The 26868-nt window shown below is 40.5% G+C and carries 26 protein-coding genes and 2 pseudogenes; 13 read left to right on the forward strand and 15 right to left on the reverse strand.

The features are described 5' to 3' along the window. Positions 1-3: 3 nt before the first annotated feature. Both groL and FTU37_RS02410 read left to right on the forward strand, forming a co-directional pair. Entirely contained in the window at positions 4-1638 is a 1635-nt protein-coding gene (groL, locus tag FTU37_RS02405; protein WP_078192965.1) for a chaperonin GroEL, read from the forward strand. A 260-nt stretch (positions 1639-1898) separates the two neighbouring features. Beyond that, positions 1899-3050: a helix-turn-helix transcriptional regulator gene (locus tag FTU37_RS02410; RefSeq protein WP_004972128.1), complete on the forward strand. Its 1152-nt coding sequence runs from the start codon at positions 1899-1901 to the stop codon at positions 3048-3050. Positions 3051-3088: 38 nt separating this feature from the next. Here FTU37_RS02410 and FTU37_RS02415 read toward each other — a convergent pair whose 3' ends face one another. Continuing rightward, entirely contained in the window at positions 3089-4285 is a 1197-nt protein-coding gene (locus FTU37_RS02415) for a hypothetical protein (RefSeq protein WP_180123735.1), read from the reverse strand. Between the two features lie 244 nt (positions 4286-4529). On the opposite strand from FTU37_RS02415, the gene FTU37_RS16655 reads away from it, so the two are divergent. Continuing rightward, the gene (locus FTU37_RS16655; protein WP_257222683.1) at positions 4530-4655 is read left to right on the forward strand and encodes a hypothetical protein; all 126 of its coding nucleotides are present in this window, start codon (positions 4530-4532) and stop codon (positions 4653-4655) included. 82 nt (positions 4656-4737) lie between these two features. On the opposite strand, the gene FTU37_RS02420 is transcribed toward FTU37_RS16655, so the two are convergent. Further along, a complete protein-coding gene (locus FTU37_RS02420) occupies positions 4738-5220 on the reverse strand; it encodes a copper resistance protein NlpE (protein ID WP_180123723.1) in 483 nt (160 codons plus the stop codon). 281 nt (positions 5221-5501) lie between these two features. On the opposite strand from FTU37_RS02420, the gene FTU37_RS02425 reads away from it, so the two are divergent. Then, complete coding sequence (locus FTU37_RS02425) at positions 5502-6080, forward strand: 1-acyl-sn-glycerol-3-phosphate acyltransferase (protein ID WP_171262613.1); 579 nt, start codon at positions 5502-5504, stop codon at positions 6078-6080. Between the two features lie 94 nt (positions 6081-6174). Here the strand turns inward: FTU37_RS02425 and FTU37_RS02430 are convergent, their stop codons facing one another. Then, entirely contained in the window at positions 6175-6504 is a 330-nt protein-coding gene (locus tag FTU37_RS02430; RefSeq protein ID WP_180123724.1) for a hypothetical protein, read from the reverse strand. A gap of 190 nt (positions 6505-6694) precedes the next feature. Then, entirely contained in the window at positions 6695-7432 is a 738-nt protein-coding gene (locus tag FTU37_RS02435; RefSeq protein WP_180060050.1) for a sulfite exporter TauE/SafE family protein, read from the reverse strand. 223 nt (positions 7433-7655) lie between these two features. Between FTU37_RS02435 and FTU37_RS02440 the strand changes: the two genes are divergently transcribed. Next, positions 7656-8120 (forward strand): hypothetical protein, encoded by a 465-nt coding sequence (locus tag FTU37_RS02440; RefSeq protein WP_180123725.1) that lies wholly within the window; start codon positions 7656-7658, stop codon positions 8118-8120. A 56-nt stretch (positions 8121-8176) separates the two neighbouring features. Here FTU37_RS02440 and rsmD read toward each other — a convergent pair whose 3' ends face one another. After that, positions 8177-8728, reverse strand: a complete 552-nt coding sequence (gene rsmD / locus FTU37_RS02445; protein ID WP_180123726.1) for a 16S rRNA (guanine(966)-N(2))-methyltransferase RsmD — start codon at positions 8726-8728, stop codon at positions 8177-8179. Positions 8729-8731: 3 nt separating this feature from the next. Beyond that, the gene (gene mrdA / locus FTU37_RS02450) at positions 8732-10774 is read right to left on the reverse strand and encodes a penicillin-binding protein 2 (RefSeq protein WP_180123727.1); all 2043 of its coding nucleotides are present in this window, start codon (positions 10772-10774) and stop codon (positions 8732-8734) included. Between the two features lie 234 nt (positions 10775-11008). Between mrdA and FTU37_RS02455 the strand changes: the two genes are divergently transcribed. The 4 genes from FTU37_RS02455 to FTU37_RS02470 all read left to right on the forward strand — a co-directional run bounded on the left by FTU37_RS02455 (position 11009) and on the right by FTU37_RS02470 (position 13936). After that, positions 11009-11527, forward strand: a complete 519-nt coding sequence (locus FTU37_RS02455) for a hypothetical protein (RefSeq protein ID WP_180123728.1) — start codon at positions 11009-11011, stop codon at positions 11525-11527. Between the two features lie 64 nt (positions 11528-11591). Further along, positions 11592-12908 carry a hypothetical protein gene (locus tag FTU37_RS02460; RefSeq protein WP_218954630.1) on the forward strand — a complete coding sequence of 439 codons (1317 nt, stop codon included), beginning with the start codon at positions 11592-11594 and terminating at the stop codon, positions 12906-12908. Between the two features lie 84 nt (positions 12909-12992). After that, a complete protein-coding gene (gene adk, locus FTU37_RS02465; RefSeq protein ID WP_078189866.1) occupies positions 12993-13652 on the forward strand; it encodes an adenylate kinase in 660 nt (219 codons plus the stop codon). A gap of 86 nt (positions 13653-13738) precedes the next feature. Further along, positions 13739-13936: a hypothetical protein gene (locus FTU37_RS02470; RefSeq protein ID WP_180003963.1), complete on the forward strand. Its 198-nt coding sequence runs from the start codon at positions 13739-13741 to the stop codon at positions 13934-13936. A 56-nt stretch (positions 13937-13992) separates the two neighbouring features. On the opposite strand, the gene nth is transcribed toward FTU37_RS02470, so the two are convergent. Together nth and FTU37_RS02480 are read right to left on the reverse strand one after the other, a co-directional pair. Continuing rightward, complete coding sequence (nth, locus tag FTU37_RS02475) at positions 13993-14682, reverse strand: endonuclease III (RefSeq protein ID WP_180123729.1); 690 nt, start codon at positions 14680-14682, stop codon at positions 13993-13995. 2 nt (positions 14683-14684) lie between these two features. After that, positions 14685-15479, reverse strand: a complete 795-nt coding sequence (locus FTU37_RS02480; RefSeq protein ID WP_168378315.1) for an RnfABCDGE type electron transport complex subunit B — start codon at positions 15477-15479, stop codon at positions 14685-14687. A gap of 331 nt (positions 15480-15810) precedes the next feature. Here FTU37_RS02480 and gdhA point away from each other — a divergent pair, with 331 nt between their 5' ends. Beyond that, the gene (gene gdhA, locus FTU37_RS02485) at positions 15811-17157 is read left to right on the forward strand and encodes an NADP-specific glutamate dehydrogenase (protein ID WP_354667291.1); all 1347 of its coding nucleotides are present in this window, start codon (positions 15811-15813) and stop codon (positions 17155-17157) included. Positions 17158-17331: 174 nt separating this feature from the next. Here gdhA and FTU37_RS16825 read toward each other — a convergent pair whose 3' ends face one another. From FTU37_RS16825 to rlmH, 4 genes are all read right to left on the reverse strand, one after another. Then, entirely contained in the window at positions 17332-17535 is a 204-nt protein-coding gene (locus FTU37_RS16825; protein ID WP_373686263.1) for an META domain-containing protein, read from the reverse strand. 248 nt (positions 17536-17783) lie between these two features. After that, positions 17784-18560: an META and DUF4377 domain-containing protein gene (locus tag FTU37_RS02495; protein ID WP_168378313.1), complete on the reverse strand. Its 777-nt coding sequence runs from the start codon at positions 18558-18560 to the stop codon at positions 17784-17786. 168 nt (positions 18561-18728) lie between these two features. Beyond that, complete coding sequence (locus FTU37_RS02500; RefSeq protein ID WP_078189859.1) at positions 18729-19505, reverse strand: dioxygenase; 777 nt, start codon at positions 19503-19505, stop codon at positions 18729-18731. A gap of 137 nt (positions 19506-19642) precedes the next feature. Then, positions 19643-20125: a 23S rRNA (pseudouridine(1915)-N(3))-methyltransferase RlmH gene (gene rlmH / locus FTU37_RS02505; protein WP_078189858.1), complete on the reverse strand. Its 483-nt coding sequence runs from the start codon at positions 20123-20125 to the stop codon at positions 19643-19645. Positions 20126-20277: 152 nt separating this feature from the next. Between rlmH and FTU37_RS02510 the strand changes: the two genes are divergently transcribed. Then, the gene (locus tag FTU37_RS02510) at positions 20278-21240 is read left to right on the forward strand and encodes a M20/M25/M40 family metallo-hydrolase (RefSeq protein WP_373686262.1); all 963 of its coding nucleotides are present in this window, start codon (positions 20278-20280) and stop codon (positions 21238-21240) included. Positions 21241-21652: 412 nt separating this feature from the next. Here the strand turns inward: FTU37_RS02510 and lon are convergent, their stop codons facing one another. The 3 genes from lon to FTU37_RS02525 all read right to left on the reverse strand — a co-directional run bounded on the left by lon (position 21653) and on the right by FTU37_RS02525 (position 25495). Next, on the reverse strand, positions 21653-24079 hold the full coding sequence (gene lon, locus FTU37_RS02515; RefSeq protein WP_180123730.1) for an endopeptidase La: 2427 nt from the start codon (positions 24077-24079) through the stop codon (positions 21653-21655). Between the two features lie 147 nt (positions 24080-24226). Further along, the gene (locus FTU37_RS02520) at positions 24227-24814 is read right to left on the reverse strand and encodes a 5-formyltetrahydrofolate cyclo-ligase (protein WP_180020703.1); all 588 of its coding nucleotides are present in this window, start codon (positions 24812-24814) and stop codon (positions 24227-24229) included. 306 nt (positions 24815-25120) lie between these two features. Further along, the gene (locus FTU37_RS02525) at positions 25121-25495 is read right to left on the reverse strand and encodes a diacylglycerol kinase (protein ID WP_168378310.1); all 375 of its coding nucleotides are present in this window, start codon (positions 25493-25495) and stop codon (positions 25121-25123) included. 261 nt (positions 25496-25756) lie between these two features. On the opposite strand from FTU37_RS02525, the pseudogene FTU37_RS02530 reads away from it, so the two are divergent. Further along, positions 25757-26599: pseudogene (locus FTU37_RS02530) on the forward strand (MBL fold metallo-hydrolase); the annotation flags it as partial. A gap of 132 nt (positions 26600-26731) precedes the next feature. Continuing rightward, positions 26732-26868, forward strand: a pseudogene (locus FTU37_RS16660) (hypothetical protein); the annotation flags it as partial.

The following is a 26868-nucleotide window of genomic DNA, read 5'->3' on the forward strand; positions in this document are numbered from 1 at the left end:
GACATGTCAGCTAAAGACGTAAAATTTGGTGATTCAGCGCGTTCAAAAATGATCGCGGGTGTAAATGTACTTGCAGATGCTGTAAAAGTGACTTTAGGTCCTAAAGGCCGTAACGTTGTCATCGACCGTTCTTTCGGTGCACCGCACATCACTAAAGATGGTGTTTCTGTTGCTAAAGAAATCACGTTAAAAGACAAGTTTGAAAACATGGGCGCTCAGCTAGTTCGTGAAGTGTCTTCAAAAACCAACGACATCGCGGGTGACGGTACAACAACTGCAACTGTTCTTGCACAAGCAATCCTTAATGAAGGGATTAAATCAGTAACTGCGGGTATGAACCCAATGGATCTTAAACGCGGTATCGACATCGCGGTTAAAGCTGTAGTTGCTGAAATTAAAGCGACTGCAAAACCTGCATCTGACTCTAAAGCGATTGAACAAGTAGGTTCTATTTCTGCGAACTCTGACACCACTGTTGGTAAACTTATTGCTCAAGCAATGGAAAAAGTTGGTAAAGAAGGTGTAATTACTGTTGAAGAAGGTTCAGGCTTTGAAGATTCTCTAGATGTTGTAGAGGGTATGCAGTTTGACCGTGGTTACATCAGCCCGTACTTTGCAAACAAGCAAGATACACTAACAGCTGAACTTGAAAACCCATACATTCTTCTTGTTGATAAAAAAATCAGCAACATTCGTGAATTAATTGCTGTACTTGAAGCTGTTGCTAAAACAGGTAAACCGCTTCTTATTATCGCTGAAGATGTTGAAGGCGAAGCGTTGGCTACACTTGTAGTGAACAATATGCGCGGCATTATTAAAGTTTGTGCGGTTAAAGCACCTGGCTTTGGTGACCGTCGTAAAGCAATGCTTCAAGACATCGCGATTTTAACTGGCGCGACTGTAGTTTCTGAAGAGGTTGGTATGTCTTTAGACCAAACTACACTTGAGCACTTAGGTACAGCGCATAAAGTTACTGTTTCTAAAGAAAACACAGTAATTGTTGATGGTGCAGGTGTTGCAGAGCAAATTGCTGAACGTGTAACTCAAATTCGTGCTCAAATTGAAGAATCAACTTCAGAATACGACAAAGAAAAACTTCAAGAACGCGTTGCTAAATTGGCAGGCGGTGTTGCTGTAATCAAAATCGGCGCTGCAACTGAAGTTGAAATGAAAGAGAAGAAAGATCGCGTTGACGATGCACTTCATGCAACTCGTGCTGCAGTTGAAGAAGGTGTTGTAGCAGGTGGTGGTGTTGCACTTGTACGTGCTGCAAAAGCACTTGAAGGTGTGTCTGGTGCTAACGATGACCAAAATGTAGGTATTAACATTTTACGTCGTGCAATTGAAGCGCCACTTCGTCAAATCGTTGCAAACTCTGGTGATGAGCCATCAGTTGTAATCAATGCAGTGAAAAACGGTGAAGGTAACTTCGGTTATAACGCTGCGACTTCAGAGTATGGCGATATGTTAGAAATGGGTATTCTCGACCCTGCGAAAGTAACACGTTCTGCGCTTGAGCATGCTGCATCTGTTGCGGGCTTAATGCTTACAACTGAATGTATGATTACTGAAATTCCAGAAGACAAGCCAGCAATGCCAGATATGGGTGGCATGGGTGGTATGGGCGGTATGATGTAAACCTCAGCGTACCCAAACTTCAAAAACCTCGTATCGTCAGATACGGGGTTTTTTTATGGCGCAGTTTTTGTAATGTAGAGATTGCACACATGAAAAGACAAAATCACCTAGCTATTTTTTATTTACGTATTAAATGTGTGATATGTATCTAAACTACTTTTTTTTGTGAATAAAACTTATTATTCTTGTTTAGAACAATAATAAAAACAAATGATTAAATAAATGTAATGCAGGCTGGAGTAGGCATAAAGGGGATAAAAATGGATAACCGAGAACACGAAATTATAGGCAGTATTTATGATGCCGCTGTAGATGTGAATTTATGGCCGCAAGTAATTGAAAAAATTGTTCAATATACAGACAGTAAAACCGCCATTTTTACTGCCTTAGATCAATTTAGTCCAAGTTACGATTTTTTATTTAGTCACAATATTCCAGATGAAGCTTTGCATGCCTATCGTGATGAGCGGATTCGCGTGATTGACATGCAGTTACACCGAGTATTGTGGGAAAATTTAGGTGTGGGGCAAGTAGCGAGCTCGGATTTATCGCATTATGGGGAAAACCCTGAAAGTGATGAATATATCTTTTATGAGCGCTGTTTGAATCCGACGGGAATTAGTTATATCTCGGCTGTTTTGCTCGATCAGGGTTCACATCGCTGGGCGGTTTTGGGGCTACACCGTGCGCCAGATGTAGCGCCGTATCAACAAAAAGAGTTGGATTTTTTAAAGCATTTGGGTGTGCATTTACGCCGTGCTTTACAAATCCATCGTCAGTTTAGTTTGGTTAAACAAGAAAATTTAAGTTTGTATAGCGTGCTCGATCATTTAAAAACAGGTGTAATTTTGCTTGATCATCAGCTGAGTTTGACTTATTCAAACCCTTTAGCTCAAAGCATGCTGGAACACGATTCATGTTTAGATTTGGATTTGTATAATCGATTAAAAACCCATGCTTATGATCAAAGTCGTTTAGATCAACTATTACATTCAGCGTTGTTGGGACAGTCGGCATTAAACGCAGATGTAGGCGGTGTATTGTCTTTGTCAGATGCGAAAGGACAACAATTAATGCTGACTATCGTACCTTGTTCTAAATTAAAAAATATGCAGCATCAAAATGCAGGACAACATCAAATTGCGGTATTTCTGACCGATAAACATCAGCACTATGCCTTGTCTAAAGCCTATTTGCAGCAAGCTTATCAATTATCTAAACGTGAGTTTGAGTTGTGTGAGTTGTTGTTGAATGGTTATAAGTTAGAAGAAATTGCGGAACATTGCGGGATTACCCTCAGTTCGGTGCGCACTTATTTTAAAAATATTTATGAAAAAACCCAATGCAACTCGCAAATTGAACTTATGCATTTATTAATGGGTTGTACCATTCATTTTGAGCATATTGGTTAAAGCTGCCTAAGTTTGGCTTAGGCAGCTTTTGAATATGTTTAGTTACTACGTTGTAGGGTAACAGAGTCTTCGCCTTGCGGATGCAAGGTTAGGCTTGTTCCTGAGATGCTGTAAGTTGCATTCACTTTACTGCCATCCCAAGAGTCTTGTAAGCCACCGCAATCGTTGGTGTCATATAACACTTCTGTTGCGGCAAGTGTATTGGCTGTCATTGAATATTTGCCATATTCAATACCTGGGTTAGCGCAATCATCATCGCCTTCAGTGTCTAACAAGAAATAGAATCCTGTGTCAAAGAAAGCAAATAAATGAGTTTGATTAAATTGCCAAGTGCCGACTAAACCTGATGATTGTTTGACTTTAGTTAAAATATAGGTGCTATTACTTCCTACATCAGTCAGCACTAAATCTGTACCGTTATAACTTAGGCGGTAATGACCATCATTGTCTGGATGTGAAAGCCCGTAGTCTCCATTAGTATCTACTGAGATCACAGGGCTCAGCGCTGAAGTTAAAGCATTCCAATTTAGTCGTCCTGTTTCGATACCAGACTTCCCTGTTTCATCAGCTACATCTGCTTCACCTAGCGCATAACGTCCGTCTGGTAAAATATGTAATATAACAGCAGTGCTTTCAGTACGCCCAATTTCCCAAGTGCCTGCAATATCTTTATAGAAAGTGGCTTGGAAGTTTTCTGCAGCTTTTTCAGGTGTCACGATTCGATCTAGTGGGATATCGGTTTTAGGGATCACTTCATTGACAAACGTAGTTGAAAACTCTGCGGGTGTTTGCTCGAAATTCATATTCACAGCGGTTAAGGCTGTTTGAGTGTCTGCAGTAATTTCAATTCCATTGCTATGGTCGCCATCGCTATCTAAAGATTGTAAAAATACCATTAAGTTGGTACGGGCATTTTCACTTTCAGCCAAATTTAGTGGGGTAATACGTGCTTTAGCTTCAATGGCTTCACCAAGTTGCACATCACCAATAAAGAAGCGAACAGTATCACCCTCAGCATATTCAAACTCACCTTTATCATTGGTGATACCTTCAATACTTTCACCTGAACTCGAAGCTCTGAGATATTTAACCCCAGTTACAGGGCCATCGGTCAGTACACCAATCTGTGTTGCTGAACTCGGTGGCGGATTCTGATTGCTACCAGAATCATTGTCTGACCCGCCACATGCACTGAGTAAACCTGCTAAGGCTAAGCAAATTAACGTTTTTTTCATCATGAATTCCTTGTCATCCAAATTGTTATGTCAGAAGTATAGAAATAAGATGAATCTAGGAGCTATCCCAAAATTGGGAGGGCAAATACAAAAATCTGTGAGAAAAAATGAAGAAAAAACAATATTTTTGTGAAAAAGTATAATTTTTTGATTTTCAGTCACGGAAGATCCACTCGCCTATGTTAATTTGAAGAAAAATATTGCGTGTTTAAGCCCAATCGCCACCAGAAAGTGATCTTGTTCTATGCTGTCAAAATTTTTTATTGAACGTCCAATTTTTGCAGGTGTGCTCGCTATTATGGTGATGGCCGTACTTCACTTAGCGCTGCAATTGGTGTTGCTGGTGGTAGCGAAGTTGGTGGTCGTGTAGGTCTTTCTTATGTATTTGGCGGAAAATAATTAACCCGTTGATACATTTGGATTAAACAAAAAATCCTATTTAGAGTAAAACACTAATCAAGCTTTTTGGTGAGTTTAAGATTTACTTCAGGCATTTCTAGTTTTTCACCTTTATCACCACGAAGCTCAATAAAGTTTTCACCTACAAAGTAAATTCGATTGTCGCCCTCGGCATCAAGTTGAATCATCCCAGGTTGATCTGGCAAAAACTTAAAACTGCCTTTTACTTTATTTTCAGTGTTTGCAGGTTTGCCTAAAAACTCTTGGCTAAGCTCGTAGCTTTTATTGAGTTTGAGTTCAAGCTCAGTTTCAATCCCTTTGCAATCATGGCAAGGCAGAATCCCTTTATATTCACCTGCCCAATCAAGTGCATTTTCGGTGTTATCACCTGTGGCAATCGGACTTTCTGAGGCTGCGTCTGTATTGGCAATGACATTATTATCTGGTGGTGTCGCAGTTTCAGATTCATTGCTGGTTTTTGAACATGCCGTTAAGGTTGCACTGACCATACAGAGAGCGAGCATTAGTTTTTTCATGAGATTTATACACCGTACGTACCCAATATAATGCTAAGCGTGACTATTATTGCGCAAGAAAAATAGCCTATTCCTGTTAACAATTGTGTGTTTGGTTAATGGGTCAAAACTGAAATTTGTTTTTTAATAATTCGTAAATGAAAAAATATTGGTGACTTACCTAAAAGTGAACGCTAAAGGACATTTATATATTAATTGGTGAATAACTGAACAATATAGGCTTTTATAATTATTTTGCGTTGTTAAACTCTGCGGCATAGAAAAAACTGTCGGTGCAAATTGTGTTTGAAAAAACAGCGGAAAAAAGTCTTAACTTAATGGGGTGGCAAATTGATAACCATTGGGATTTAAATATTGACCAATGTGTCATGATTGCAGCGCCACATACCAGTAATTGGGATGCACTTTATGCACGCCTTGCCCTGAAAGCTTTAGGGGTAAATGTTCGTATCACGATTAAAGACAGTTATATGAAATTTCCGTTTGGACCTTTTGTACGTGCTATGGGCGGAATTGGTATTAATCGTCGTCCAAAACAAGATGGTGAAGCACGTCAAAGTATGGTTGAGCTGATGGCTGACTTGTTCAAGCATCATCCAAAATTGGTCATGTTGGTGACGCCAGAAGGGACACGCGCCAAACAAGAGAAGTGGAAAACTGGTTTTTACCATGTTGCTATGCAAGCGGGTGTGCCGATTGCTTTAGCCTATATGGACTATGCGCAGAAAAAGACTGGGGTGGGTAAAATTGTTTATCCTACAGGCGATTATGAAAAAGATATGGCTGAAATCATGGATTTTTACGCGCAAATACATGCCAAATTTCCTGAAAAATTCAGTGTCGATACACGCTATCACTAATCCAACAATCCAAAAAAAAGGACAGCATCGGCTGTCCTTTTTTATGTTTAGATTCTTCTATTTAGATTCTTCTGTTTAGATTTTTATATTGAAATTAATCATTAAAATCGGGATGGATACCGCCCAGATTTTGACATACCGCCTTATAAATAATGTATTGCTGATCAACTACATCAATGAGCGGGATACGAAATAATTTTTCGCCTTCTTTATAGCTGTCGATATATGACACGACCTTTTGTTTACTTGATGCCAGTTTTTCTTCATGAAAACTTGTAATCGAGCTATGAGTCATATGTGAACTTTCAATATTATTGCATTGAAAATGTGAGAGTAGTTTTTCAGCTTTTTTAATTTCGCTGGACGTGCCAAACATACAGCCGCTAAGCAGAGTTACACCTGCAAGCAGGATGAACTTTTTCATGGTTTTATTTTAAGCAAAATTATGAGGTGCAATATTCTATTAATTTTCGTCAGAAAAATTAATTACTTTTTTACCATTTGGCTAATTTTTATTTAAATGTGAACTGTGTCATTGTTACAAGATGTGAATATCTAACTGAGAAGGGGTTTTTCTAGAATGATTTGGACAAATATCTTTAGGTTTTGAGTCATCAGGTTAAGATACTCATCGTTACCAAAAAGCAGCCTGAAGAAAATAATAGCCCTAACACGATATGCTTAAATTGGCGTTCTGAAATGCGATAAAAAAGTTTGGCACCAAAAATCACTGGAAAAGCCATAATTACCAACAGCACGGCTAAATAGGGCAGATGTTCACGATGGATGATCCCTTGTAGCAGATAGCTGATGAGTGTAACGAGCTGAATGGCTAAATTGAAATGTCGCAAAATATAGCGTTGTTCTGCTTTGGGTGTATTTTTCAGCATGAGCCATGCAGAGGGTAATGCACCACAAAAGCCTCCAAGACCACCCAAGATTCCAGCAATATATCCAATACTAGAATCCGCCCATTTCCCTGATTTTTGGATGAATGAAAATTTAGGATTAAAAAATAAAATTGGGCACCAAAACATTAAAAAAGCGCCCAAAACCAATTTAAATGTATCTGGATTAATGCTGTCTAATAAATACGTACCGAGCGGTACACCTAAAATTCCTGCAATTAAATAGGGATAAATGATATTTTTATTGATCGGAATGCTTTTGCGTTCTGATGATAATGAGATGAAGTGGCTATAAACTGAAGCGCAGACCACCAAGGGTGCGGCTATTTGTGGGGGGAGTATCCAAACCCAAAATGACATTGCGATAAGGGCGAATGCAAACCCTGTTAATCCTTGTACGAATCCCGCAAAGATGGCACCAAGAATAAAAATCAGCCAAGTCATTAAATTACAGCTTTGAAATACGTGGCGCTATTGTAGTGAATTTTTCTATATAAATGTGGCTGACTGAGCAAATGAAGAAAAATTGGATGTTAAATGATGAATAAAACATGAATGTTTAAATACAGCAGATGTACACAGACTTCCAATTAAATTCATTTCGATAAGTGAAAATGCTCTTCATCAAAGAGGTGAAAATGCTCTTCATCAAAGAGGAGTGCTACACATGCTTAAACAAGTTGCTTTGCTATCTGGGGTTGCAGTTACATTTACAGGGTGTGTCGTGGCGCCATTTGATGATGGCCGATACCATTCGAATCAATATGGCTATGCAAATCAATATGGTTATTCAGGTCAATATGGTGGTTCATACGGACAGCGTTATGACCGTTCATATGGTCGAGTGAATAGCCCGCAACATCGACCAAACTCACCACGACCGAATTCAAATAGCCGTCCAGACGATACTCATAAACCGAATGTGCATAAACCGAATGTACAGAAACCTTCATCTCAGCATCCGTCAAATGTGCATCGTCCAAGCGCAAAGCCTCAGACGCCAGCTAAACCCAATACAAGTAAGCCCCAGCAGCAAAAACCACAGCAACAACGTCCTAAAGTAACGCCCGTGGATAAAGCTAAAACCCCAGGTGGATTTAACAGCCAGCGTCCACTTCGACCACAGGTTTAATGATTTTCAAGTAATAAAAAAGGACGCATTAACGTCCTTTTTTGTGTGCATTTACATTAAGCCTTTTTATATAAGCCTGCACGTACCGTACCTGCTTTGGTTTGTTTAATTTGCTGCCAACTGCTCGGGAGTTTTAACTGAGCAAGATCACGATCAGCTTCGATATAAATTAAACCATTGTCTGCAATGCACGGATCGACCAATTCAGCAAGTTCTTCCCATAAATCAAGACTATACGGTGGATCTAAGAAAATTAGATCAAATTGCTCTTTCAAGTTAGGAATGACTTGTTGTGCTGTCATGTTTTTGAGTTGCACACGTTGTTTACTGACCCTTAGGAGTTCTAAATTGTCCATGAGAAATTTCGCTTGGGTGCGATCAGGTTCAATTAAAACGGCTTCTGCTGCGCCACGTGAGAGTGCTTCAAACGACAAAGCACCTGAACCTGTACACAGGTCGAGAACTTTGGCATTTTGAACATCCCACATGAGCCAGTTAAATAATGTCTCGCGGACACGGTCAGGTGTAGGGCGTAAACCGTCAATACTGGCAAAAGGCAGTTGACGGCGTTTCCATTCACCCCCAATGATTCTTAATTGATTTTTCATGAATTATTCCTCATCAGTTGCATGTGCGGCACTGGCAGCACGAGGTGTTGTATTTGCACTATTCGGTTGTTGAGTTGCACTATTGTTCTGCTGTGCAGTTGGGCTTGCATTTGGATCGGCAGATAAAATATTCGAGCCGCTTGGTAATTCACTCGGTTTTAGACCTGCAGTCATGAGACCACCGCTAATTTGATGGCTAGCAGGACGAATTGGATTCTTTTTACGTGTTAATAACCAGTAGTCAAACATTGGTTTAGCAATTTGAGCAGCAGAACCACCGTGACGACCATTTTCCCAAACGACGGCAATCGCAATTTCAGGTTTTTCCGCAGGGGCAAAACCAACAAATAAACCATGGTCAAGCTGACGCTCTGTCAATAAGGACTCGTTATAGCGTTTACCTTGGGCAATACTTTTAACCTGTGCAGTCCCTGTTTTACCTGCTATTTGATACATTGGGGTGCGAATACCACGACCGGTCCCTGTTTGAACCACATCAATCATGGCATCACGCATTTTGATCCAATCATCTGGCTTACCATTAAATTGAATGCGACCATTCGGGGCGTTATGGACTTTGTGGACTTTAGCACCTTTACTTTCACGCAAAACGTGAGGTGTAACATGAGAGCCTTGATTGGCAGTAATGGCTGTCGCCATCGCCAGTTGTAATGGTGTTGCAGTAAATGCACCCTGACCAATACTGACAGAAATAGTTTCACCTTTGAGCCAGTTGGACTTCCGTGTGCGGAGCTTCCATTCAGGATTTGGATATAGCCCCGTACTTTCACTTGGTAAATCTACACCGGTTTTTTCACCGAAGCCAAACTGACGCATCCACGTATTCATTTTTTCAATGCCCATACGATAGGACAAGACATAGAAATAGGTATCGCAGGAAACGACTTGAGCTTTGTGTAAATTAACTGAGCCATGACCAGTTTTTTTGTGGTCACGGAAACGATGGCTGTCACCCGGAAGCGTGAAATAGCCCGGATCTGAAATGGCAGTACTCCAGTCCACTAGACCATAATGAATACCACCCAGACCAAACATCGGTTTGATCGTTGAACCTGGAGGATAAGCCCCTTGTACAGCACGGTTATATAAAGGTTGATCGAGGCTATCACGCAGTTCAGAATAATCTTTACTGCTAATGCCAGTAACAAATAAATTGGGGTTAAAACTAGGACTGGACACAAGAGCAAGAATTTCTCCAGTACGTGGGTCAATCGCCACAATTGCACCACGTCGATCTGCAAGCTGCTCTGAAGCGACCATTTGCAGTCCATAATCTAGGGATAAATATAAGTCATTACCACGAATCGGATCTTTACGACCTAGATGACGTAACACATTACCAAAGGCATCGGCTTCAACCGACTCATTTCCCGGCATACCGTGTAAAAGTTCTTCGTATGATTTTTCAACGCCAATTTTACCGATTAGGTTTGAGCCAGCGTATAAATCTTTATCAATCGTTTTTAGTTCTTTGTCATTAATACGACCTACGTAGCCAATCACATGGGCAAACAGTTCGCCATGTGGATAGTAGCGAGTCATTTGGGTCTCTATATTGACACCCGGAAATTGATATTTCACCTCACTAAAACGGGCGATATCATTTTCATTTAAATTCAGTTTAATCGAAACACGTTCAGTCTTTTTAGAGGTTTTAATTCGACTTTTAAAGCGTTCGATATCTTCAGATGTAAGCTCTAATAAGGGTGTTAGGCGCTCAACAGTATCATCGATATCTTCAACATCCGCACGGCTCATGGTTGCTGAGAAAACCGGATAATTATCGGCTAATAACACGCCATTACGGTCATAGATATAACCACGAGAAGGTGCAAGTGGTTGCAGTCGAATTCGGTTTTGATCTGCAGCAGTTGAAAAGGTCTCATAACTCTTGATTTGCAAATATGCATAACGTGCCACAAGCAACAGCATAAAGAAGGAGACAATCCCTATCGAAATCACCACGCGATTACGATAAATCCGCTTTTCTTGCTGGACATTTTTTAAAGGATAATGCTGCTTCATACGCGTTCGACTTAAAGACTGAGAGCTAAAATAACGGAAGAGGCATATTCTAGCGCAACTGACATTTTTTTGATAAATAAAAACGACTCTGCTGTGATTGCAGTCTATATTTTGACTTTGCAGACATGAAAAATATGGGGCTTTGTGTATAACAGTTCATATTATTCTGCTAAAGTCGAAACGTATAAAAAAGGAATAATCCAAAAAATAATACTAAGGAAGTTTGTGAAAACAATGAATAAATTATATCCATTGCTTGCATTTATGATGCTTGGAAGCATCGCACATGCCAATGACAATTCATTTTTACCTGAGGCAAAATTAACAGGTGAGGGTTATCAACCATGGAATGTTGGAGCAGGTTTTACTCAAAAAATTATTCACGTGAATGGTGAGTGGGTAAACCCATATGGCATTGCCTATGCAAAAGCTGGTGTTTTCTTGAACGATGATAAAATACCTGGTGGGCAAGTCGGCTTTCGTTACCCAGTTCATCTCACTGGCAAAGATAAAAATGGTTATTATATCGGAGCTTATGCGGGCCACATCGACTCCAAGAAAGTAGATGGTGAAGATGAAGCGCGTTTAGGTGGTGGTATCGATCTTGCTTATGTGATGTTGAGTGCCGAGCGTATTAGTACGTTTAGTATAGGCTTGGGTGCGGGTGAAAAATTAGATGACAAATCAGGTAATGTGATTGTGGAAACCGAACCGAGACTACAAATCTCATATACTTTAAGTTTTGGTTTGTAGTGAAAATAATCAACTTTATTTTATAACCGCACTCACTGAATAAAATTAAATATGGAAGTTATGCATGCTTGAGTACGTTAACGAATTGTGGCAAAACTTTTTGCAACGTCCCGATTTTTGGGCTGTGCTGAGTATTATCCCCGTTACCGCATTCGTTACCTGGGCACACGTTTGGATGGCACTGAAAATGGTGTTTTACCCGATTAATTTCTGGGGATTCCATTTAGGTCCATTACCCGTGGGATGGCAGGGGATTGTGCCAAGAAAAGCTGGACGTATTTCTGGCATTATTACGGATAATACATTGTCAAAATTGGGTTCCTTGCGCGAGTTTTTGGATGCAATGGATCCTGAGGACATGGCGCGCATCATTGGTGAACAAGTTGGCTTTGAGCTTGAACATTTGATTGATGAAGTCATGCTAGACCGAAATGCGGTGCTTTGGGAAAACCTACCGTATTCGATTAAACGCCGTATTTATGCCCAAGCACATAAACAGCTGCCAAATACCTTAAAAGAACTCGTGACCGAACTGACCATGAACGTAGAGTCACTTGTTGACATGCGAGAAATGGTGGTGAGTCAAATGGAAGCGGATCGTCTCTTGATGGTGCGGATGTTCCTTAAAGTTGGCCAGAAAGAAATCAACTTTATTTGGCATATTAGTGCCTTGATTGGGATGTTCTTTGGTATCTTCCAAATGATCGTTTGGTTTGTGGTGCCATGGCATTGGACGGTTCCATTTTGGGCCGCAATCTGGGGCTTTTTGACCAACTGGATTGCCATCTGGATGGTATTTAATCCAATAGAGCCGCACCCTGTTAAGTATTTGCAATTATTTGAATTAACTAAAGATCGTAAATTCCCTTGGATTAAACCTGTGATTCCACGTATTGGAACGTACAATGTTCAAGGGGCGTTTATGAAACGCCAAGAAGAAGTTTCAGATGTATTCGCAAGTGTAGTCACAGAAGACCTAATTACGTTAAAATCTATCATGACCGAAATGATGTATGGCGGGAAGAAAGATAAGACTCGTCGCATTGTGAAACGTCATATTAATGAAATTATGGAATCTCCACTGGTTCGTACCTCATTACAGTTGTCTTTAGGTCCAAAAGAGTACGCAAAACTCAAGACAGACTTGATCGATCGCTCAATTGAAATTACGATGGTGCCTGTATGCGACCCTGCGTTTAATGCGAGCCGTGCACAGAAAATCTTTCAAATGTTTAGAGACCGTATTCGTGAGCTAACACCGAAAGAATTTCAAAATCTATTACGTCCTGCATTTCAGGAAGACGAATGGATTTTAATTGTCTTGGGTGGTGTAACCGGTTTTATCGCGGGTACAATACATTTGTTTGTGGCTTTCTTATAATTAGATGCTGGAAGACGATTTGAATCTTGGGTTCAGATCACTACATAGCGTCATATACAATGTTTAAAATGAGGATGTTTTTTTATGCGCATTATATTACTCGGACCACCTGGAGCAGGTAAAGGTACACAAGCTCAGTTGATCTGTAAGCGCTACGATATCCCACAAATTTCAACCGGTGATATGCTCCGTGCTGCGATTCGTGAAGGTACTGAATTAGGTCTACAAGCTAAAAGCGTCATGGACAATGGCGGCCTTGTATCTGATGAGCTTATTATTGGTCTTGTTAAAGAACGCATTGCTCAACCTGACTGTGTTAACGGCTGCATTTTCGACGGTTTCCCACGTACGATTCCACAAGCTGAAGCGCTTGAAAACGAAGGTATTAGCATCGATCACGTGATTGAAATCGATGTACCTGACGAAGAAATCGTTCAACGTTTATCTGGTCGTCGTCAACACCCTGCATCTGGTCGTGTATATCACACCGTTTACAACCCACCAAAAGTGGAAGGTAAAGATGACGAAACTGGTGAAGACCTTGTTCAACGTCCGGATGACCAAGAAGCAACAATTCGTAAGCGTTTAGGTTCTTACCACGCTGAAACTGAGCAATTGGTTGGTTTCTACCAAGGTCGTGCAGCTTCTGGCGAAAACGCACCGACTTATGACAAATTAAATGGTCTTCGTCCAATCGATCAAGTTCAAACTGATTTATTCGCGATTTTAGATCAGTCTAAATAATTCAACTTTTTTGAATTTTTGACAATCAAAGAGTCCTACTGCATAGTGGGGCTCTTTTTTTATGTGGCTTTTAGGGCGAATCTGTTATGAAATTTGCTTTGGTTATAATGGTCATCATCGCTGTGGCGGTGTTATTGGGCTTATTATTTGTCAGCTTTAAAATGTTGCGTAAGGTGCAAGTGGAAGAAGCAGAGCAAGCTAAACTGAGCCCGAAGCAATATCGCTTACATCCAAAGCTGCAGCAAGAGCTTGATAAAAAACAAAAAGAACAAGATAAAAATTAAGCATCAACTCGATCAATTGATTCTTACAAATTTCATCTGCCCCGAAATTGAAGAGATTAATCTTCAATTTGGGTGGTTTTAATCGGTCTTAATGCGCCAAAGTCAAAACGGTCGGGCCAATTACACACATCAGACACGATGCATTCATCACATTTGGGTTTGCGGGCAATACAGGTATAACGCCCATGCAGAATCAACCAATGATGTGAATCAACAATAAACTCTTTGGGGATGACTTTGACGAGTCGGTGTTCGACTTCCAGAACATTTTTGCCGACAGCCAATCCTGTTCGATTCCCTAAACGAAAAATATGCGTATCGACTGCCATAGTTGGTTGTCCAAAAGCAGTGTTCAGCACCACATTTGCAGTTTTACGACCGACACCGGGTAAGGCTTCCAAATCTGCACGATTATTCGGAACGATACTGTTATGCTTCTCAATGAGAATCTTGCAGGCTTTAATGACATTTTCCGCTTTTGAGTTATACAGGCCAATGGTCTTGATATATTCCTTCAGTCCGTCAACACCTAACGCATAAATAGCTTCAGGAGTATTTGCTACTGGAAAAAGTTTATCTGTGGCTTTGTTGACACTGACATCTGTGGCCTGAGCAGATAGGGTAACAGCCACTAAAAGTTCAAATGGACTACTATAATTGAGTTCAGTTTTCGGGTTGGGGCGTTGCTCACGTAAGCGTTCAAAAAAAGTTTGAATTTGCTTCTTAGTCATGTTTTTAACAGCCATGATTAAGCCCCTTGCAGTTGTGTTAGTTGTAGCGTTAGCGTATGGAGTAACTCACGTTTTTTTGCATCTTCTCGAACACTCAGTTGTTTTTCTAATTTCTTAATTTGTGTACGAATTTTTGCAAGTTCAATGGTGGTTTTTGCATCGAGTTGAACGACTGGCGTAGCAGGTTTTTCCACGACTTCAATGACCGGTACCAAGTCTGTCTGGGTCGAAAATTGGGCAAAAAGTTCCGTATCAATTTCTGCGCGTACAACAGGGCCTTTACGATTAATTCGGCGCTTTTCCTCACGTTGAATATGTGCATAGTAGCGGCGACGTAAATCATTCTGTTCTGCGATTCGAACGGCTTCAGATGGCACTTGATCAAGCTCTTCGACAAGGTCGATACAATCCACTGGACAAGGTGGAATGCAGAGTTCGCAGCCCGTACATAAATCCGTCAAGACCGTATGCATCAATTTGCCTGAGCCAATAATGGCATCAACAGGGCAGGCACTAATACATTTGGTACAACCAATACATTCATCCTCACGAATCACAGCTTTAACCCGTTGCGGGCGTCCATCACTTTGGATTGGCCAAACGCTGGCTTCTGCTGTTAAGTGTGGACGATTTAATAACGCTGCTAGTGAATCTGCTACAGGTTGACCACCGGGTATACATTTATTGGCTTCTTCTCCTTCACTGATGGCTTTGGCATAGGGTAAGCAGCCGTCTCGGTGTCCACAAAGTCCACATTGAGTTTGTGGCAATAGGGCATCAATTTGTTGGATGAGGGAAATTTCAGAAGTCATGGGTAGTCGCGAGTACAAATGAAGGCAGAGAAAAATCAAAGAGGACGTTGAATTCTAGCATGTTTCAGTATGAATTACTGTGCGCAAAAATGGGTCTATAGATGCATCATAAATGAGCAAAATAATTCATTAAAATATTCCTAAAAGTAATAATATTTATAACTAAAATGCCTGATTAATCAATTTAAATCGCTGTTCTTTAAAGAATTTAAAAGATTTTTTAAAAAAACTATTGCTGATTAGTTACAAAAGATATTTAATATTTTGCGCCAAAATATATCTTTGATCAAAATTGTGATCAATTTTGATCCATACATCTGCTGAGGATTAAGTGTTGAAATATAACAGCCTTAACGACTTCCTAGACTACGTTAAAACACGTGATGAATATCAACCTGAATTTCTTCAAGCTGTTGAAGAAGTGATGACGAGCCTTTGGCCATTCATCGAAAAGAACCCACAATATGCTGACTACGGTTTGCTAGAACGTCTTGTTGAGCCTGAGCGTGCAATTCAGTTCCGTGTTTCATGGGTAGATGACAAAGGTCAAACTCAAGTTAACCGTGCTTTCCGTGTTCAATACAACTCAGCAATTGGTCCATTCAAAGGTGGTATGCGTTTCCACCCATCAGTGAACCTTTCAATTCTTAAATTCTTAGGTTTTGAACAAACTTTCAAAAATGCCTTAACTACACTTCCTATGGGTGGTGGTAAAGGTGGTTCAGATTTTGACCCTAAAGGTAAATCTGAAGGCGAAATTATGCGTTTCTGTCAAGCATTAATGATCGAGTTATACCGTCATCTTGGTTCTAACACTGACATCCCAGCGGGTGACATCGGTGTAGGTGGCCGTGAAGTGGGCTACATGGCTGGTATGATGAAAAAATTAAGCAACGACACAGCATGTGTGTTCACTGGTAAAGGTTTAACTTTCGGTGGTTCACTTGCACGTCCTGAAGCAACTGGTTACGGTACTGTGTATTTCGCTGAGGAAATGCTAAAAACTCGTGGCGACAGCTTTAAAGATAAAGTTGTAACGATTTCGGGTTCTGGTAACGTTGCACAATATGCTGCTGAAAAAGCAATGTACTTAGGTGCGAAAGTGGTTTCACTTTCTGACTCAGCAGGTACTGTATACGTAAAAGATGGTTTTACAACTGAACTTCTTGCTGAAGTAATGGAATTGAAAAACGTTAAGCGTGGCCGTATTTCTGAATTTGCATCTAAGCACGGTTTTGAATATTTAGAAGGTCAACGTCCTTGGTCTATCAAATGTGATATCGCGCTTCCATGTGCAACTCAAAATGAATTAGATGAAGCTGATGCTGAAGCTCTTCTTGCTAATGGCGTAATCTGTGTTGCTGAAGGCGCAAACATGCCATCTACTTTGGCTGCAGTTGAGAAATTCGTTGAAGCGAAAATTCTTTATGCACCAGGTAAAGCATCGAATGCGGGTGGTGTTGCAACTTCTGGTCTTGAAATGTCTCAAAACGCAATTCGTTTGGGTTGGACTTTCGAAGAAGTTGATGAGCGTCTACACGCGATCATGAAAGAAATTCACCGCAACTGCGTGAAATACGGTACTGAAGAAGATGGTACTGTGAACTATGTAAACGGTGCGAACATTGCAGGCTTCGTAAAAGTTGCTGACGCAATGCTTGCTCAAGGCGTTTACTAAGTTCTCCGTAAGTTGAACTGAAAACCGAGGCTCAAGCCTCGGTTTTTTTATGGCTGAATGGTTTAGAAAATATAGATATATTGCTAGGTGTTCATTAGCCTAAGTTGTAATTTGCTATCCATAACATTGAAATGAAAATTTAAGGGTTGGCTGAGCAAACGTTTTAATATGAAGCTATTTCTGATGTAATTGTGGGCAGAACTTCAGAGTACTCCCTATATCTCCGGTAAAACGCAAAGTATGTTGCTCTAAATCATAATTGCGGCCAATGCGATTACAGCCTCTAAAAAATGTCATACGGCCATTGTTGAATGTGAGAGTTATTTGGGAGGTTAGAGCGTTATTTTTTTCTACGAGACCCGATTCTTTTGAGTTAATTGTTCTGCTTCAAAATCGCGTCAATGGGTAATTCGCTGTATGCTTAAAAATATCTGTCTGTTGATTGCGATTCGTCAGGATGAATTCAGGCAGGGCATTTTGCTTTTGTAGTAGCTTTAAATTTACATCGCTAAAGCATTGGCTGAACAGTACATCGTGATTTGAAAACTTTGCACAGCCGATCAGCGTTTGCAGTTGTGAAGATAAAAAAACCGAGGCGATGACCTCGGCTTTTTATAGGCTGTAACTTACAAGGTACCTTTTACGGCTTCACGTTCGACTGACATATCAAAAATATAGGCATATTTTGATTGGTCAGCAGCAGGGTTTTTACGTTCAAAACGTTTTACGCGAATAATTTGGCGTTCTGCAGGAGTGTGCTTAAAGCCTTCAATTTGATCGTAAAATAAGGTCCAGTCTTTATCAACTTGTGTTTTTAGGCCTTTTTCATCGTACTTCACTTCACGCACTTGCAAACAAGTTTGTGGAGCAACGCCTGTACATTGTTTAGTTTCAGGGCTGACTTCTAGGAAAATCGTTTCGCCTTGTGAGTTGTACTGAGTTTCATGTGTTAATTTTCCAGTGAAAACCAGTTTTTCACCTGCTGCAGAGATAATGGTTAACGTTGGATTTTGCGGATCTGTGGTATTTAAAACAAAAGGTGCTTTACGGTCACTCAAGAGTGAAGATGCAAGTCCTTCTTGTTTCATCGCATTATCAGGACACGCCATCATGGTAGATGCAATGTTGCCTGTTACAAGTGTATTGTGTTCCACTTTCCATTGGGTTGACATGCTATTACAGCTGGTTGAAATACCCAAAGTGCCATTTTCTAGAAAATTTAAAACCAAAGGTTTTGGTGCATTTTCAGTGGAAGTGCTCCATTGATATGAAGCTAAAGTTTTATCAGCATTTTGTTGTTGTAATACGCTCACGGCTAAATCTCCAGCTTTTTGGATATCGCTTGATTGACATGCTGCAAGGGCTAAAGGGAAGAGGGCGATCGCTAAATATTTTAATTTCATTACGCTAACTGTTCTAAGTGAATTTCAGCCTGTAGCATAACCCATTCATTTTAAAAAAATATGAATACATTCAGCTCAAATAAGTAGCAAAATGTATCCATAAATAATAATTTGTTAACTTATTAATATAAATTATGAATAAGTCAAGCTATCTCGTTTTATTCACGTTTAATCAAAACGATAAATATCCATACCCAGCGAACCCATACTAAAGCTACTGTGAACAATAGAGAAGCGGGGGCCTGCACCCATCGCAAAGAAGATGGGTGCAAAATGTTCAATGGTCGGATGGTTGCGTTGTACAAACGGGATATTTTGCCAGTCGAGAACTGCATCAAAATCTTGATGAGTGAGCTTATTGACCACAAAATTACGGAATGTAGACGCCCACTCAGGCACGGCTGCTGCACGTCCATCCCAAGCCAATTCACGTAAGTTATGAGTAATACTGCCCGATCCAATCAACAGGATTTGCTTGTCACGTAAAGGTGCAAGCGTTTGTCCAATTTTATAGATCTCTTGCGCAGACATGGTCATCGGCAGTGATATTTCAATTACAGGAATGTCGGCATCAGGATACATATGCAATAACGGCATCCAAACGCCATGATCGCGCGGACGGGTGCTGTTGGCATGTGCAGATAATCCTGCATTGGCAAGCAAATGGAGAATTTCTTCTGCGAGCTCTGGATTACCCGGTGCAGGATAGCGGATATCATAAAGTTCCGCAGGGAAGCCACGGAAGTCATGCCAAGTTTCAGGACGGGCACTTGTACTTACTTCTAGTGCGTTACTTTCCCAATGCGCGGACATGATAATAATGGCTTCTGGTTTTGGAAGATTCAGGCTTAAACGTTCCAACGCGGGACCGACTTGCTCAGGATTGATAGCAAGCATAGGTGAGCCATGGGAAATAAATAAACCTGGAAGTGTTTGTAAATTCATCGTGGTCGCCGCTGGTTGTTTAAAGGAATATGATGATCATGCACTATATTATTCAGCGTAACAATTCGGATAATTTCAACGGTTTGTTTCATTGTTGCAACGCTGTAACTGCTGTATACGCTGGATGTTAGTTCGGATTAACCCGCACGATGGTAAGGGTGATTATGGTTAATACTCATTGCACGGTATAGCTGTTCGATGAGCATGACACGAACCATTGGATGCGGCAAAGTCAGTTTAGACAAAGACCAATGCCATGCTGCAGCTTTGCGTACCGCTTCAGAATGTCCATCTGGCCCACCAATGGCTAAAACCACATCATTGCCTTCAAGCATCCAGCCTTTCATGGTTTCAGCCAGTTTTTCGGTACTGAACTCTCGACCACCGACTTCTAAGGCGATCAACACTTCATTCGATTTCATGGCATTTAAAATGCTGTCACCTTCAATTTGACGGTATTTTAAAATATCGGCTTCAGAGTCGTTCTTGCCACGTTTAGCCATAGGTAATTCAATGATTTGCGTTTGAACAAATGGCTGAATACGTTTGAAATAATCTTCAAAACCTGTCAGAACCCATGCTGGCATTTTTTGACCGATTGTCAGAATACGAATTTTCATACAGCGCCTGAAAGTATACAAAAGAGCATTATAACGGTTCGCTTGAGCTTTGTATGTTCAGACACAATTTGCAATTGAAATCGTGTTCTGCTTGCTGTTTAAATACGCAGCATAAACAGATTAGATCAAAGATGAAAATTGGAATAATAACAATGAAAAAAACATGGCAGGACGGTAAATTATTTTTGCTCAAGCAAGCAGCAATGCTTTCAATTTTTGCATGGTGTTCATTTGCGGCGTATGCCAACAATATTAGAACGGCTGAACCGGATAATTTAAAAGTCTATTTAGAGCAAATTATTGGTAATGAAGCTGAATATCGTAACTATAAGAATATTCAAGAGTTAAACCGGGTGTCTGCTTGGATTCGTGAGCAGATGCGTTTATTTGGTGTGAATTGTCGTTTTCAAACCTATACCGTAAACAGCCAACCATACCGTAATGTGGTCTGTCCCTTAAATGCAGGGCATAGCAACCGAGTGATCATTGGCGCGCACTACGATGTATTTGAGGAGCAGCATGGCGCTGATGACAATGCTTCTGGCGTTGCAGGTGTACTCGAAGCTGCTCGGATTCTTTCGGCTGAAAAAGCGCGATTAAAACAAAATATTGAATTTGTATTTTATACCCTTGAAGAGCCGCCGTATTTTAGAACAGAGTCGATGGGCAGTTTTATCCATGCAAAATCGGTAGCAAAGGAAAAGGATAAAATTTCAGGTGTATATATTCTGGAGATGATTGGTTATTTTGATCCCAAAGTCACCCAAGAATATCCAGTTGGACTGAAATGGATTTATCCATCGCATACAAATTTTATTGCATCGGTGGGGAATATTCAGTCTCGTGACTTAACTTCATCGTATTGTGCGGCGATGGAGTCTTTGAAGCAACTACAATGTGAGCGCTTGATTTCACCTTCATTTATTCAGGGTGTGGATTTTTCAGACCATATGAATTATTGGCAATTTGATATGCCAGCGATGATGATCACTGATACGGCATTTTATCGTAATAAGCACTATCACACCGAGCAAGATACCTTGGATAAATTAAACTTAGACAAAATGGCTCAAGTGATCGATGGTTTGGTGGAAACCATCTTAAATTTGAAATAGCATGTCTTTAAAAACATGACATAAAAAACGCAGCCCCGAAAGCCTGTGGACTGCGATAAAAGGTCATCTACCTGGAGATGTAGATGACCATCTTGTTCCAATGATCATCACGCTTTTAGACGTGATTGGAACCAATAAAGAAACATACAGCGCGTATATCTCTCTACTATATATGTGGGATAGAGGGCGATATTTCAAGTAATAGCATTCAAATTTTGTAAGACTTTCTAATTGGCTATTCTTGATCTTGATGTCGAATTTGAAATAGTTATCCAATCCATAGTTGTAGCTGTTGTCTTGAATCTAGTGGTTGTGAAGAATTTGAATGAAAAGTTTCGAATATTTAGTATGAAATAATGGATATAAAAAAGCCCTGTCGAAACAGGGCTTTTTTATTACGAGTTGCTAGCGCTTAGTGACGAGCAGCTTTGCCACCTTCAGTTGCTTTGACAATCGGTGTCTTTGCAAGAGGTTTAGGCATATCAACCAAGGCTAGTGGTAAAATCTCATCAATCGATTTCACTGGTTTAATTTCTAGACCTTCTTTGACATTGTCTGGAATCTCAGTCAAGTCACGAACGTTGTCTTGTGGGATAAAGACAAGCTTAATGCCACCACGGTGAGCAGCGAGAAGTTTCTCTTTTAAACCACCAATGCGCATTGCACGGCCACCCAGACTGGTTTCACCAGTCATTGCGATATCTGGACGAATTGCAATGCCTGTAAAAGCTGAAACAAGAGCGGTAGTTAGGGCTAAACCAGCAGATGGACCATCTTTCGGTGTTGCACCTTCTGGTAAATGCACGTGTACATCTGTTTCTTCAAAGCGAATCGCTTCAATACCTAGTTCATCTGCACGGGTACGTACAACGGTCATCGCTGTTGTGATCGATTCTTTCATGACATCGCCAAGAGAACCGGTGGTAATGAACTTGCCTTTACCTTTCACTGCTGCAACTTCAATTGTTAGTAGTTCACCACCAACAGATGTCCAAGCCAAGCCGTTTACACGACCCACTTCAGCTTCTTCTTCGGCCATACCGAAGTCGAATTTGTGTGGACCTAAGTAGTCAGGAAGATTTTTCGAATTCACTTCAATTTGAAGATTTTTCGCTTTCTTGCTCACTGCTTCTTTTACCACTTTACGTGCAATTTTAGACACTTCACGTTCTAAGCTACGGACACCGGCTTCACGTGTATAACGTTGTACGATATCGCGAATGGCTTCTTCGTGAACGGTTAATTCTTTTGCACGTAGACCATTATTCTTGATGGCTTTTGGAACAAGGTAACGTTCAGCAATATTCACTTTTTCATCTTCGGTATAACCCGGTAGACGAATCACTTCCATACGGTCAAGCAAAGCTTCTGGAATATTCATGCTGTTTGCAGTACAGATGAACATCACTTCAGAAAGGTCTAGATCAAGATCTAAGTAGTGATCATTGAACTTGCTGTTTTGTGATGGATCTAGGACTTCAAGCAATGCTGAAGCAGGGTCTCCACGGTAGTCTTGCGCCATTTTGTCAATTTCATCGAGTAAGAACAGAGGGTTCTTTACGCCAACCTTAGACAAAGATTGCACAATTTTACCTGGCATAGCACCAATATAAGTACGACGGTGACCACGGATTTCAGCTTCATCACGCACGCCGCCAAGCGCCATACGGACAAATTCACGACCAGTTGCTTTGGCAACAGATTCACCGAGTGAAGTTTTACCTACACCTGGAGGACCAACTAAGCACAGGATTGGGCCACGAAGTTTTTTTACACGTGATTGAACAGCAAGGTATTCCACAATGCGGTCTTTCACGTCGTCTAAACCATAGTGATCGGCATCAAGAATATCTTGAGCTTTCGCAAGGTTAATGCTGACTTTGCTGGCTTTGTTCCAAGGCGTATCTAAAATAACTTCTAGATAGTTACGCACGACAGCAGCTTCACTCGAAGCAGGTTGCATTGCTTTTAGCTTACGGAACTCATTTTCAGCTTTCTTGCGTACATGTTCAGGTAAATCGGCTTCAGCTAGACGTTTTTCAATTTCTGCAACGTCATCCTCACCACCGCCATTCATGTCAGAAAGTTCGCGTTGAATGACCTTCATTTTTTCATTTAAGAAGTATTCACGCTGATTCTTTTCCATTTGGCGTTTTACAGAATCATGTAAGGTTTGCTCAATTTGCTGTTCTTCTGACTGTTGTAATAAATACGTCATCAGCTCAGCTAAATGTGCTTCAAATTCATCATGCTCTAAGAACTTTTGTTTTACATCAATATTCAAAGGCACGCGTGTTGCTACAAAGAATAATAATTGTAGCAAATCATCAATTTTATTGGCTGCTGCAATCAATTCACGTGCGTTACGCAATTTTGCTTCTGCATATTGAGCAAATAAGGTGCGTAATTCTTCCACACGGTTATTCTGAGTTTCTGAGTCTACAGAAACCGTCATTGGGCTTAATGAATGCTCGGCAGTCAGGTAATCATCGGCATCGATAATTTTTTCTAGCTTGGCACGATATAAGCCTTCAATCAGTACTTTTATACAGTTTTCATCATTCTCATGATTCACAACTTGCACAATCTTCGCGACAGTACCGTATTGATATAAATTGTCGTGATCAATTTCTTCTGTAAGCGAATCTTTTTGTGCAACTACGAATACAAGATTGTCACTGTCACGTGCGACATTGACTGCATTGATCGACTTTTCGCGACCCACAAACAGTGCAATTTGCATGTGAGGATATACAACCACATCTCGTAGCGCTAAAAGCGGTAATACGCTCGGAATTGTAGTTTCCAAGCTTTCTTCATTCATAATAATCTCAGACATGGGCACTCCTAATGAGTGACAACGGTGTTGCCATGTTTTTTATAGTGATGTGTATTTTTTAAATTACAAGGGTCATGCCAATTAAAATGTATAAAAAATGACTAAATATGTGATTTTTAAGTGTAACTCAGCGTCAAAAATATCAAATTAACGTTTGAAACTTAAAGTTTGAGATGGGCTGATAAAGCCATCTAGCGGTTGATCCCATGCTTCTCGGACTAAGGGGTCTTGGATGAGTTGAAAATCGTGACCAAGTCCTAAACGGTAGGGTATAGAGTGAGCTGTTGCTAATGTTTTATCGTAGAAGCCACCCCCCATGCCAATACGTGTGCCGTACTTGTCGCAAGCGAGCAAGGGCATGATTAAAAGGTCAAGATGAGAAACATGCTTCCCACGACTCGCCATAGGCTCTTTCATGCCGAGTGGGTGATGAGAAAAACGTTTGTTGATGTATTGATGTCGTGAGATTTCAACCCAAACCAGTTGCTGATTCATGTTGCAAATCATGGGTAAATACACGTGTTTTTGATGCGAAAAACAGTAGTGGATGAGCTGTTGAGTGTGAATTTCACCGAATGCATGTAAATACACGCCTATATGCTGACTGCGCTGAAAATGACTGAGTCGGATTAAACGCTGTAGGACCTGTTGTTCAGCTTGTCGTTGGGCCCATAGGTTTAGGCTACGACGCTGCTTGCGGAGTTGTTTGCGAAGGCTGGTGGTGCTCAAAGTCATGATTCATTTCAAAGTAGCACAAAATTCTCAAGGCATTTTAACGTGTTCAAGCTTAAAAGTCCGAAAAAATAGGTTTTATCTTTTCTTGTAAAAGCGTCCTTAAGAAGCGGTCTGCTCAATGAATGTGTATCTATTTTCCCCCCCTCTAATCTTGTTTAAGCCAATGATTTCATAGTTTGAATTTTTGGCTTATTTCGATGGATCAGTAGATGTGCATAGGGACGCGTAAATTTTACTTAAAAAACAGAAATAAGGAATTAAAAAAAGCAGGGCATAACCCTGCAAATAGAGTGAGACAGCCTTTATTTAAGGCAAAAGGATAATAAACCAAGTAAAAAAGATAATTGCTAAAGCAACGAATTGAGCGGCACTCCCCATATCTTTTGCAATTTTAGAAAGTGGATGCTTGTCTAAAGATACGCGGTCGACAACGGCTTCAATGGCAGAATTGAATAACTCAACTATCAAGGCAAATAAGCACACCACTACCATAAGGGCATGTTCAGCACGACTCACATCGAGAAAATAACTGGTAGGAATAAGCACAATATTCATCCAGACAATTTGTCGAAATGCAGCTTCATTTTGATAAGCAGCTTTGAATCCGTCGAGGGAATATTGCGTTGCATTTAAAATTCGTTTAAATCCAGATTTGCCTTTAAACGGGGAAATTTCACTCATAGCACTGTACAGACGTATAGATTTAAAAACTGGCGAAAATATAGCATGCCAAGCTTAAAGTTTTCTTGCATTCAGTTTTTATTTTATTGGGCCTAAAAATTTAAGGGGATTTACATAAGCCTGTATCAAGTTAGTGCTATGTTTATTCATTATTAGACTTAAAATCTGCCTGAATTTCAGGCACAATACAGGCGTTTAAATTTTTTAATTTTGAAGCCTTTGCTTCATTGCATGAAATAATAAAAGTGATATAGGTCAACAATGAAAAACTTTAGTTTTGCTGTGCTTGCAGCAACACTTTTAACCAGCCAGTTTGTCAGTGCAGAGCCGGCATTTATTCAAACGGAAATCAAAACGAATGTGACTCAGCCCGTGGGATTTTATTCTTTCCAAGTGGGTGCGTATAAAGTCATTGCTTTAAAAGATGGGACACTCGAATTAAGTCCTGATTTATTTAAACAAAATTTAACTCCAGAAGAAGTCAGTGCCTTATTTCAAAAGCTTGCGGTTGATCAGAGCAAAGGTATACAAACCAGTGTTAATGCCTATCTGATTGATGATGGACAAGGCGGTATCAGTCTTGTTGATAGTGGTGCAGCCAGTTGTTTTGGACCGAACTTAGGTTCTATTGCACAAAATATTGAGGCGGCCGGCTATAAGCTTAATCGTGTACGCAGTGTTTTCTTAACTCATTTACATCCTGATCATGCATGTGGCATTGCGAAACAAGGTAAGGCCGTATTTCCAAATGCAACGATCTACGTCAATGAGCAAGAAAGTCAGTATTGGTTAAGTGAAAGCACCGTCGACACTTTAGCTACCGAAAAACGTGAAGGTTATTTAGCGACCGTTGTGAAAATTAAAGCTGCGATTGCGCCATATCAAACCATGCGGAGTTTTAAGACCTTTAGCGTTGGTTCGGTGATTAATGGTTTAGAGGTTTTACCGAGTGTTGGACATACACCGGGGCATTATTCTTTTATCTTAAAATCACAAGCTAAAAGTTTTGCTATCCTCGGCGATGTGGTTCATTCCTATCATTTACAGTTTGAACAACCAAAGTTATCTGTCGATTTTGATGTCGATCCGGTCAAAGCCAGTGAAACTCGTTTAGCAATTTTTAAACGTTTTGCTCAAGAGCAAACTTTTGTCGCATTTGCACATTTACCATTTCCGGGTATTGGTAAAATAAGTGAAATGAATGATGGTCAGTTCCGTTGGAACCCGCTAAATTTAGCTCCGACAGCTCCGACAGCTCCGACAGCTCCGACAGCTCCGACAGCTCCGACAGCTCCGACAGCTCCGACAGCTCCGACAGCTCCGACAGCTCCGACAGCTCCGACAGCTCCGACAGCTCCGACAGCTCCGACAGC

The organism is Acinetobacter sp. YH12097 (assembly GCF_013419225.1).
In the GTDB taxonomy this organism is placed as follows: domain Bacteria; phylum Pseudomonadota; class Gammaproteobacteria; order Pseudomonadales; family Moraxellaceae; genus Acinetobacter; species Acinetobacter amyesii.